The organism is Neobacillus citreus, assembly GCF_018343545.2.
GTDB classification, from domain to species: Bacteria; Bacillota; Bacilli; order Bacillales; family Cytobacillaceae; genus Neobacillus; species Neobacillus citreus.
The window spans coordinates 1-8,928 of sequence record NZ_JAGYPE020000110.1; the positions used below are offsets into that span (position 1 = coordinate 1).

Here is an 8,928-nt window from a genome sequence, read left to right on the forward strand (position 1 = left end):
TGAGCGCGCGTTAATAAGCTTCATGCTTGACCTCCATGTCGATGAGCATGGTTACACAGAGATACTGCCTCCATATATGGTGAATCGTACCAGCATGACTGGAACAGGACAGCTGCCAAAGTTTGAAGAGGATGCCTTTTTAATTGAAAGTGAGGACTACTTCCTAATACCGACCGCAGAGGTGCCGGTCACTAATTATTATCGCGATGAAATTTTAAGCGGTGAAGAGCTGCCAATCCGCTTTGCAGCCTACAGCGCTTGCTTCCGATCTGAAGCTGGTTCTGCAGGGCGTGACACAAGGGGATTAATTCGCCAGCATCAATTCAATAAGGTTGAGCTTGTGAAGTTTGTAAAGCCTGAGGACTCTTATCAAGAGCTGGAGAAACTGACTGCTGATGCCGAAAAGGTTCTTCAATTACTGGAATTGCCATACCGTGTGTTAAGCATGTGTACGGGCGACCTTGGCTTTACAGCAGCAAAAAAGTACGACATTGAAGTGTGGATCCCGAGCTATGGAACTTACCGTGAAATTTCTTCTTGCAGTAATTTTGAGGCGTTCCAGGCAAGACGGGCTAACATCCGCTTCCGCCGCGACCCTAAGGCAAAACCGGAGCATGTGCATACACTTAATGGCTCTGGCCTCGCGATCGGCCGTACGGTTGCAGCTATTCTGGAAAACTACCAGCAGGATGACGGCAGTGTCGTAATTCCAGCTGTGCTGCGTCCATATATGGGTGGCCGCGACGTCATAAAGCCGTAATAAACAATGTATAACTAAGTTGAATAGCGACTTTTTTTAATGGCATATTAATAATGTTGACACAGGGTTAAATATATGATAAATTAACTTCTGTTGTCACGGAGGAATACCCAAGTCCGGCTGAAGGGATCGGTCTTGAAAACCGACAGGCGGGTTAAACCGCGCGGGGGTTCGAATCCCTCTTCCTCCGCCATCACAAGTAAAAACGCGCATAAAAACTGGAGATAAAAATTCGTTACAATCCTTTGTAACGGATTTTTTATTTTTTAAAGAAAAAAGCACATATCAGGGATTACCCAATATGTGCTTTTGTTATATATAAAATTTCCTTAAGCTTGTCTTCTACTTCTTGGCATACTCGTTTGGCGTCTGCTTCACTATTCACCACATCGGTTGTGTCCATATCAATGACCAAAACCTCACTGGCATTATAGCGCTCCATGACCCATTCATCATAGCCCTTCCAAACCTCGAAATAATATTCCTTCAGTTCCGGGTTAATTTCAAAGCTGCGGCCGCGGGCCATAATCCGATCAATCACCGTATCAAACGATCCTTTTAAATAAACCATCAAATCAGGAGCTTTTTTGGGAAGTTCTTTTAACTCCTCCAGCATATTGTCGACTAACTCTTCATAGATTTTAAATTCGAGGCTGGAAATCCTGCCTAAATTTTTATTGACATAGGCAAAGTACCAATCTTCATAAATAGAACGGTCCTGAATGGTATAAATCGGGTTTGTCCAATTGATGCAATCCTTGACTGTTTTAAACCGTTTATTTAAGAAAAATAATTGCAATAGGAAGGGAATTCTTCTTGCATCCAATTCTTCCTGTGTTAATTCATAGTAAAGCGGGAGAATCGGGTTGTCATCCACCGCTTCATAAAAAACTTTGCTGTCAATGCCATTATTCTGAAAGTGTGCCTTTAAAGTGTCAGCCACACTCGTTTTGCCAAGACCGATCATGCCTCCAATAACGATGCTCACGAACATCCCCCTGTTTCTATATAGTGTTTGTCCAGCTGTTTGCTTTCAATGATACTCCAAGCTTTTCAATGATATAGTCTAGATCCTGCTCGTTTTTCACAAAATCCAGCTCATCACCACTGAAACGGAGAACCGGTATTTCCGGATGCTCCTTTTCAAAAAAAGCCATTGTGTTTTCATAATCTATGGAAAGCTGCTCTAAATAAAGCGGGCTGATGTTTTTCTCGACCTCGCGCCCACGGATTTTTATTCGCTTTAATAAGGTGTCGAGACTTGCGTGCAGATATATGATGACATTCGGTTTTGGCATATCCTCTGTCAAAATTTGATAAATCTTATAATATTTTTTGTATTCGTCAGGACTCAATGTCCGAGTAGCAAAAATTAAATTTTTAAATATATGATAGTCAGCCACTACAGATTTATTTTTGCTTAAATAATGGGAATTAATATCTCCAAGCTGTTTAAAGCGATTGCAGAGGAAAAACATTTCTGTCTGGAAACTCCATTCCTCTATGTTTTCATAAAATTTCCCTAAGAATGGATTTTCATCGACAATCTCTTTTAATAATTCAAACTCAAAATGCCGAGAGATGGCTTTGGCGAGAGATGTCTTTCCAACACCTATCGGTCCCTCAACGGTAATAAAGGGTGTACCCCCCATTTGGCTGCTCCTCCTTCTCCAATTGCCTGCAGGTTCTATCTTTTTCCAGATTCGTCTGGTTCATATATATATGCAATTTTTAATAATTGTCCTGCAAAGTCGCCAAAAAGCGACAAGCACCTTGTCACTTATTCGAGCAATTATGCTTTAATTCGACACAAACATCATTTTATCACAATCGGTACAGGAAGGGATATGGAATTTTTGAGGAAGCTTTTACATGTTTATAAGAAAGAAAAAACCGCCGGAGACCAGCAGTTATCAGGTGGAGAATACTCGTGTTCCTCTTTTTGTTACGTTGAAATTATCAACGATTAACAGCCAGTTTTGTGGGAAGGCGAGGCCTAGTTTCCAATAGCTCATTCCTCTTATATTCATCTGTTTGATCAAATCAAATTTTGCCTGGATGGAGCGGGCGTCTTCAAACCAGACTTCATGCTCTTTGCCGGCCGCATCCCTATATCTAAAATGCGGTGCTTGCGCTTTTGTATCGTATTCAATCGGGACATTGTGTTGGGCAGCAAGCTGGATGGCTTGCTGCGGGCTGACAGCCTTTGCCACGGTACCTTGAACGAAAGGCAGGGTCCAATCATAACCATAGAGATTTTGCCCCATGAGGATTTTGTTAGATGGTATATCTGTCACCGCATAATCCAACACTTTTTTTACCTGGTCAATTGGCGAGACTGCCATGGCCGGACCGCCGCTGTAGCCCCATTCATAGGTCATGATGACAACAAAGTCGGATATTTGACCGTGGGCCTTATAATCATGTCCTTCATACCATTTTCCTTGCTGGGTTGCACTTGTTTTTGGCGCAAGGGCAGTGGACATGAGCCATCCTTCACGTGAAAAGCGCTGCTTTGCCTTTCTTAAAAAGCGGTTATAAGCCTCGCGGTCAGCAGGGCGCAAGAATTCAAAATCAAAATGGATATCACGGAAGCCGTATTTTTTTGCGGTGGCGACAATGTTATTGATAAATCTATCTTGAATTGCGATGTCATTAAGAAGAATCCGCCCTAGCTCATCGCTGAACTGGTCATTTTCCTGGTTATTGATGACCATCATTAAGACATTGCGGTTGGCGTTTGCAATCGCCGGAAAGTTATTTAAGAGCGGCTCCTTTAGCGTGCCGTCACGCCGGGCCTGAAAGCTGAATGGGGCTAAATAGGTAATATAGGGCGCTGCCTCGCGGGCACTTGCTTCCAAATTAGGGGCAACAGATGTCCCGCGTGGTTCCACGTAAGCATTGAATTCGGCATTTCTTTTTTTTCCCTGAGGAATATAAAGCCTTAGACCGACATTGAGCGGCTGGTTAACGGGAATGCGGTTCACATTGGCAAGTTCCTGGGCGGTAGTGCCGTAATCGCGGGCTATTGTAAATAACGATTCACCCGACTGAACGAAATGAAAACGGCCGATAATCGGAATGACAAGTGATTGTCCGATAACCAGCTGATTAGGATTTGGCAAATCATTTGCCTCTATAATATCCTGGGTGGTTGTATGGTAAGCTCTTGCAATGGTTGTCAGCGATTCATTTCGTTTAACCACATGAATCTGCATCTCAATCCCTCCCTGCACATTTGCGCTACAACTATTCTATGAGGGCGGGACTTAATACATGTTATAATGTTAATAATTTTCCTATAAACGGAATTAGTTTTAGAAGGCGGTTTATTAAGATGACTAACCAAGATGAGAAATTTATGCTGGAAGCCATAGCAGAAGCAAGGAAGGCAAAGGAGCTGGATGAGGTGCCGATTGGGGCTGTTCTTGTCCATGATGGTAAAATTATTGCCCGGGCCCACAATCTAAGAGAAAGCGAGCAGAATGCGACGGCCCACGCCGAGCTGCTGGCCATTGACCAGGCCTGCCGGGAAACAGGCTCATGGCGGTTAGAGGATACTACTCTCTATGTCACATTGGAGCCTTGCCCGATGTGTTCAGGGGCGATTATCTTATCAAGGGTCAAACGCGTGGTATACGGGGCGAGCGATCCAAAGGGCGGGTGTGCCGGAACGCTAATGAATCTTTTACAGGATTCACGCTTTAACCACCAATGCGAGGTTGTTAAAGGCGTCTTAGCAGAAGAGTGCGGCAGCATGCTTTCATCTTTTTTTCAAAAAATAAGAGATCGCAAGAAGCAGGAGAAAAAGCTGAAGCGGCACGCATCAGAAACAAACTTACAGTAATTTACAGTTAATATCGATTGCTTTTTTGCTAGATTGTTTGTATACTAAAAAGGCGTCAGATACGACGCACTAATAATTGGTATCAACTTTGCCGCGCTAGGTGGGGAGGTAGCGGTGCCCTGTACCCGCAATCCGCTCTAGCGGGACGGAATCCCTTCCCGAGGCTGATGGCCTGTAGGGTCTGCCTTAAGTAAGTGGTGTTGACGCCTGGGTCCTGCGCAATGGGAATCCATGAACTATGTCAGGTCCGGAAGGAAGCAGCATTAAGTGGACGCTCTCATGTGCCGCAGGGGTGCCTGGGCCGAGCTAACTGCTTAAGTAACGCTTATGGGCGTCAGTCGACGGAAGGTGCGCGGCAGTTATTACATATGCCATAATAAAACTCATCTCAGATTCTGGGATGAGTTTTTTTGTGAACTCTTAGGATTACTTTTGTAAAAAGGAATTTGAATACGTTATAATATATTAGACTAATTTGAAGGGGGCGATGTCGAGTGTCATATCAAGCTTTATATCGGGTTTGGCGTCCGCAGAAATTTTTTGACGTAGTGGGACAGGAACATGTCACGCAGACATTGCAAAACGCCCTGCTTCAGCAAAAAATCTCTCATGCATACCTATTTTCCGGTCCAAGAGGAACAGGAAAGACGAGTGCGGCTAAAATATTAGCAAAGGCGATTAATTGTGAGCATGCTCCTGTTGCTGAACCGTGCAATGAATGTGCGGCCTGCCTCGGGATCACGAATGGAACGATTCCGGATGTCCTGGAGTTTGACGCTGCCTCTAACTCGCGGGTGGAGGAGATGCGTGATGTTCTTGATAAGGTCAAATTTGCCCCCACGGCAGTAAACTATAAGGTCTATATCATCGACGAAGTGCATATGCTCTCCATTAGCGCTTTTAACGCTTTACTTAAAACGCTGGAGGAACCGCCGAAGCATGTCATCTTTATTTTAGCCACGACAGAACCGCATAAAATCCCACTGACCATTATTTCAAGATGCCAGCGTTTTGATTTCAGACGGATTACCGCAGGGTCTATTGTTAATCGGATGAAGCTGATTGTCGAGGAAACCGGCATTGACTGCGATGAGCGGGCCTTGCAAATGATAGCCAGAGCAGCTGAAGGTGGAATGCGTGACGCATTAAGTCTGTTGGATCAAGCTATATCCTACAGTCAGGACCGGGTGACAGTTGAAGATGCGTTGACCGTCACAGGCTCTGCATCACAGGCATTTTTAAATAAAACGGCCAAGGCGTTTCAGGATAAAGATGTGGCAAGCGGTCTGGAGGCGCTCGAGGAACTTTTATTTCATGGAAAGGACCCAGCACGCTTTATCGAAGATTTGATCTTGTTTTACAGGGATATGCTGCTATACAAAACAGCACCAAATCTTGAGGAATCTCTCGAGCGGGTGATGCTGGATGATGAGTTTCGCCTGATGGCAGACGAAACGCCAACAGAGCAAATTTATCAGCTGATTGATTTCTTAAATAAGACGCAGCAAGAAATGCGCTGGACCAATCACCCGAGGATTTTCCTGGAGGTAGCCATTGTTAAGCTTTGCCAAATGGAAACTAGTCAAAGAGAGACCGCGAGTTCAGGGGAATTGCAGCAGCTACTGACGAGGATTGAGCAGCTTGAGTCGGAACTTCATCACTTAAAAGCTAACGGCGTAGCCGCAGCACCTCAAGATGCCACGCCACAGCCACAAAAACAGGTACAAAGAACCTCAAGAAATGCCTTCCAGCCGGCTGTTGGTAAAATAAATGAAGTGCTAAAGCAAGCCACAAAAAATGACTTGAATCTGATCAAGGGTAATTGGGGCGAAATGCGATCGAGTCTCATGAAATCACATGCTGCCTTATTAAATGAAGCAGAGCCGGTTGCAGCATCTGCAACAGCCTTTGTTTTAAAATTCAAGCATGAAATGATTTGTCAAATGGCGATGAGCCGAGGCGATTTCCTGGAAGCAGTAAGCACTATCTTGAACAAATTAACTGGCAAAAGGTTCACACTTTTAGGAGTTCCTGAAGAGCAGTGGTTAACCATTCGTGAAAATTTCTTAAGCACCCAGCATGGGGAAGAAGGGGAAATCAGCGGGCCTGCCCATGAAGAGGAGCCACATATCGCTGAAGCCAAAAAGCTATTTGGCGAAGAATTTATTGAAATAATTGATTAAAAGTTAGGCGGAAACGCCAAAAACAGCTATCAATGTGATTATATAATCTAAATTTAATTGGAGGTTGATTTATCGATGCGTGGTGGAATGGGTAATATGCAAAATATGATGAAGCAAGTGCAAAAAATGCAGAAGAAAATGGCAGAGGCACAAGAACAATTAGGTGAGGAAAAAATTGAAGGAACTGCCGGCGGCGGAATGGTAACCGTCGTGGTAACAGGCCATAAAGAGGTTGTAGATGTTCAAATAAAACCTGAAGCAGTCGATCCAGATGATGTGGAAATGCTTCAAGACCTTGTTCTTGCAGCCGTAAACGATGCACTTAAAAAAGCTGATGAGCTTTCCAATAATACTATGGGACAATTTACAAAAGGATTAAACCTGCCATTTTAAAAACAATAAGCGTTAAGCGCCTTAAGCAGCCACATGCTGCTAAGGGCGCTTTTAGCTTTTTCTAAAGAGAGGAACATAAATTATGCATTATCCAGAACCGATTTCGAAGCTGATTGATAGCTTTATGAAGCTTCCTGGCATTGGGCCAAAAACAGCCGCACGGTTGGCTTTTTTTGTCTTAAGTATGAAAGAGGATACCGTCTTGGATTTTGCAAAAGCATTAGTGAATGCCAAGCGGAATTTAACATACTGCTCTGTCTGCGGTCACATTACCGATCAAGATCCATGTTACATATGTGAAGATCAGCGCCGGAATAAGGGCATAATATGTGTAGTGCAGGATCCAAAAGATGTAATTGCGATGGAGAAAATGAAGGATTACAACGGATTGTATCATGTTTTGCACGGGGCTATTTCACCTATGGATGGCATCGGCCCGGAGGATATTAATATTCCCGGACTGCTAAAGCGGCTTCAGGACGAAACTATTCAGGAAGTCATTTTAGCTACCAATCCCAATATTGAAGGGGAAGCAACAGCTATGTATATCTCACGGTTGCTGAAGCCGTCGGGTATTAAAACAACAAGGATTGCCCATGGACTTCCGGTAGGCGGGGACCTTGAGTATGCAGATGAGGTTACCTTATCAAAAGCATTAGAAGGGCGAAGAGAATTGTAAAATTAAAATTAAATTTAAATGCTTTAATGCCGGGGGGATGGCGATGTTTTTTCGGCGCAAAGGAAAGCTTCGGAAGGAATATAATGAAAAGCTTTTAATCCAGTTAAATAAATATAAAGATTATTGGCAGCAGGAAAAACTCCTTTTGGAAAGAAGTCTTGATCCCTCTGAAGAGGTCATTTGCCAATCAAAAGTCGCAGAAGCAAAATATATTCTTCTATTAAGAGAAGCTAAATACAGAAATGTGACATTGACAAAATAATTATTTTTTAAAGCTCAAGCAATTGGTTGCTTGAGCTTTTTTCCCGCATTAACGGGCAGTAAAGTCTAATTTGATCCTTAAAGCATTGGTATGTACAGATTTGGTGAGTGGACAAACTGCCCGTAAATGCCCGATTCGTTCAACTAACAAACAGTAGAGGAAAGGCGCCTCTACTGTTTGAAGTTTCACTTTAATGTTCTATTTTTAGGGGCTTGTACATAGGTTTTTAATAAAGAGACCATTGGAGGGTGACGCTTTTTGGAACCAATGTTTGTGATTGCCGTTTTAGGGGGACTAATTGTATTATTGTTATTTACCGGAGCGCCATTTAAGCCTGCCCGATTTGTCGGCCAAGCTGTTATAAAAATATTGATAGGAGCATTATTTTTGTTTTTCCTCAATACAGCAGGAAATCAGTTCGGGATTCATGTTCCGATAAATTTTGCCACGTCTGCTGTATCAGGGTTTTTGGGAATTCCGGGCCTATGTGCGTTAGTGGCGATTCAGCAATGGGTTCTTTGAGACAGAACCGCTCTTTAGCAGCGGTTTATTTTTTTTGAAAAAAGTATTGACCAACATAAAATTATCCTGTAATATATTAAAAGTCGCCGCTAACACGGCAGACAAGAAATGAAAAAAGTTGTTGACTTCAACAACAAGAAATGATATATTTAAAAAGTCGTTTTAAAGCGACGGAGAATTTGACCTTTGAAAACTAAACAAACAAAAACGTCAACAAACAATAATTATTCATTTCTTTTGAAATGAAGCCAACGTAACATTTTTGAGCTAATCGACTCAACT

Annotated in this window: 10 protein-coding genes, 1 tRNA gene and 1 other RNA gene; 9 read left to right on the forward strand and 3 right to left on the reverse strand. The window is 43.1% G+C overall.

Translation table 11 applies throughout. The features are described 5' to 3' along the window. Positions 1 to 760, forward strand: a 760-nt coding sequence (gene serS / locus KHB02_RS28795) for a serine--tRNA ligase (RefSeq protein ID WP_241114177.1), incomplete at its 5' end; no start/stop codon positions are given. A gap of 100 nt (positions 761 to 860) precedes the next feature. Continuing rightward, positions 861 to 953, forward strand: a tRNA-Ser gene (locus KHB02_RS28800). A 99-nt stretch (positions 954 to 1,052) separates the two neighbouring features. Here the strand turns inward: KHB02_RS28800 and KHB02_RS28805 are convergent. From KHB02_RS28805 to KHB02_RS28815, 3 genes are all read right to left on the reverse strand, one after another. Further along, positions 1,053 to 1,754 carry a deoxynucleoside kinase gene (locus KHB02_RS28805; protein WP_213148387.1) on the reverse strand — a complete coding sequence of 234 codons (702 nt, stop codon included), beginning with the start codon at positions 1,752 to 1,754 and terminating at the stop codon, positions 1,053 to 1,055. A gap of 10 nt (positions 1,755 to 1,764) precedes the next feature. Further along, on the reverse strand, positions 1,765 to 2,412 hold the full coding sequence (locus KHB02_RS28810; RefSeq protein ID WP_213148386.1) for a deoxynucleoside kinase: 648 nt from the start codon (positions 2,410 to 2,412) through the stop codon (positions 1,765 to 1,767). 261 nt (positions 2,413 to 2,673) lie between these two features. Next, complete coding sequence (locus KHB02_RS28815) at positions 2,674 to 3,978, reverse strand: glycosyl hydrolase family 18 protein (protein ID WP_213148385.1); 1,305 nt, start codon at positions 3,976 to 3,978, stop codon at positions 2,674 to 2,676. Positions 3,979 to 4,097: 119 nt separating this feature from the next. Here KHB02_RS28815 and tadA point away from each other — a divergent pair, with 119 nt between their 5' ends. The 7 genes from tadA (at position 4,098) to KHB02_RS28850 (ending at position 8,646) form a co-directional block, all read left to right on the forward strand. Continuing rightward, entirely contained in the window at positions 4,098 to 4,607 is a 510-nt protein-coding gene (gene tadA / locus KHB02_RS28820; protein WP_213148384.1) for a tRNA adenosine(34) deaminase TadA, read from the forward strand. 91 nt (positions 4,608 to 4,698) lie between these two features. Next, an RNA gene (gene ffs, locus KHB02_RS28825) (signal recognition particle sRNA large type) lies at positions 4,699 to 4,963 on the forward strand. Positions 4,964 to 5,101: 138 nt separating this feature from the next. Further along, complete coding sequence (gene dnaX / locus KHB02_RS28830) at positions 5,102 to 6,790, forward strand: DNA polymerase III subunit gamma/tau (protein WP_213148383.1); 1,689 nt, start codon at positions 5,102 to 5,104, stop codon at positions 6,788 to 6,790. Between the two features lie 75 nt (positions 6,791 to 6,865). After that, positions 6,866 to 7,183 (forward strand): YbaB/EbfC family nucleoid-associated protein, encoded by a 318-nt coding sequence (locus tag KHB02_RS28835; RefSeq protein ID WP_213148382.1) that lies wholly within the window; start codon positions 6,866 to 6,868, stop codon positions 7,181 to 7,183. Between the two features lie 82 nt (positions 7,184 to 7,265). After that, positions 7,266 to 7,862, forward strand: coding sequence for a recombination mediator RecR (gene recR / locus KHB02_RS28840; protein WP_213121203.1), 597 nt, complete (start codon positions 7,266 to 7,268; stop codon positions 7,860 to 7,862). A gap of 43 nt (positions 7,863 to 7,905) precedes the next feature. Next, positions 7,906 to 8,124 (forward strand): YaaL family protein, encoded by a 219-nt coding sequence (locus tag KHB02_RS28845; RefSeq protein WP_213148393.1) that lies wholly within the window; start codon positions 7,906 to 7,908, stop codon positions 8,122 to 8,124. A 258-nt stretch (positions 8,125 to 8,382) separates the two neighbouring features. Further along, positions 8,383 to 8,646, forward strand: a complete 264-nt coding sequence (locus KHB02_RS28850; RefSeq protein WP_213148381.1) for a pro-sigmaK processing inhibitor BofA family protein — start codon at positions 8,383 to 8,385, stop codon at positions 8,644 to 8,646. Positions 8,647 to 8,928 lie beyond the last annotated feature (282 nt).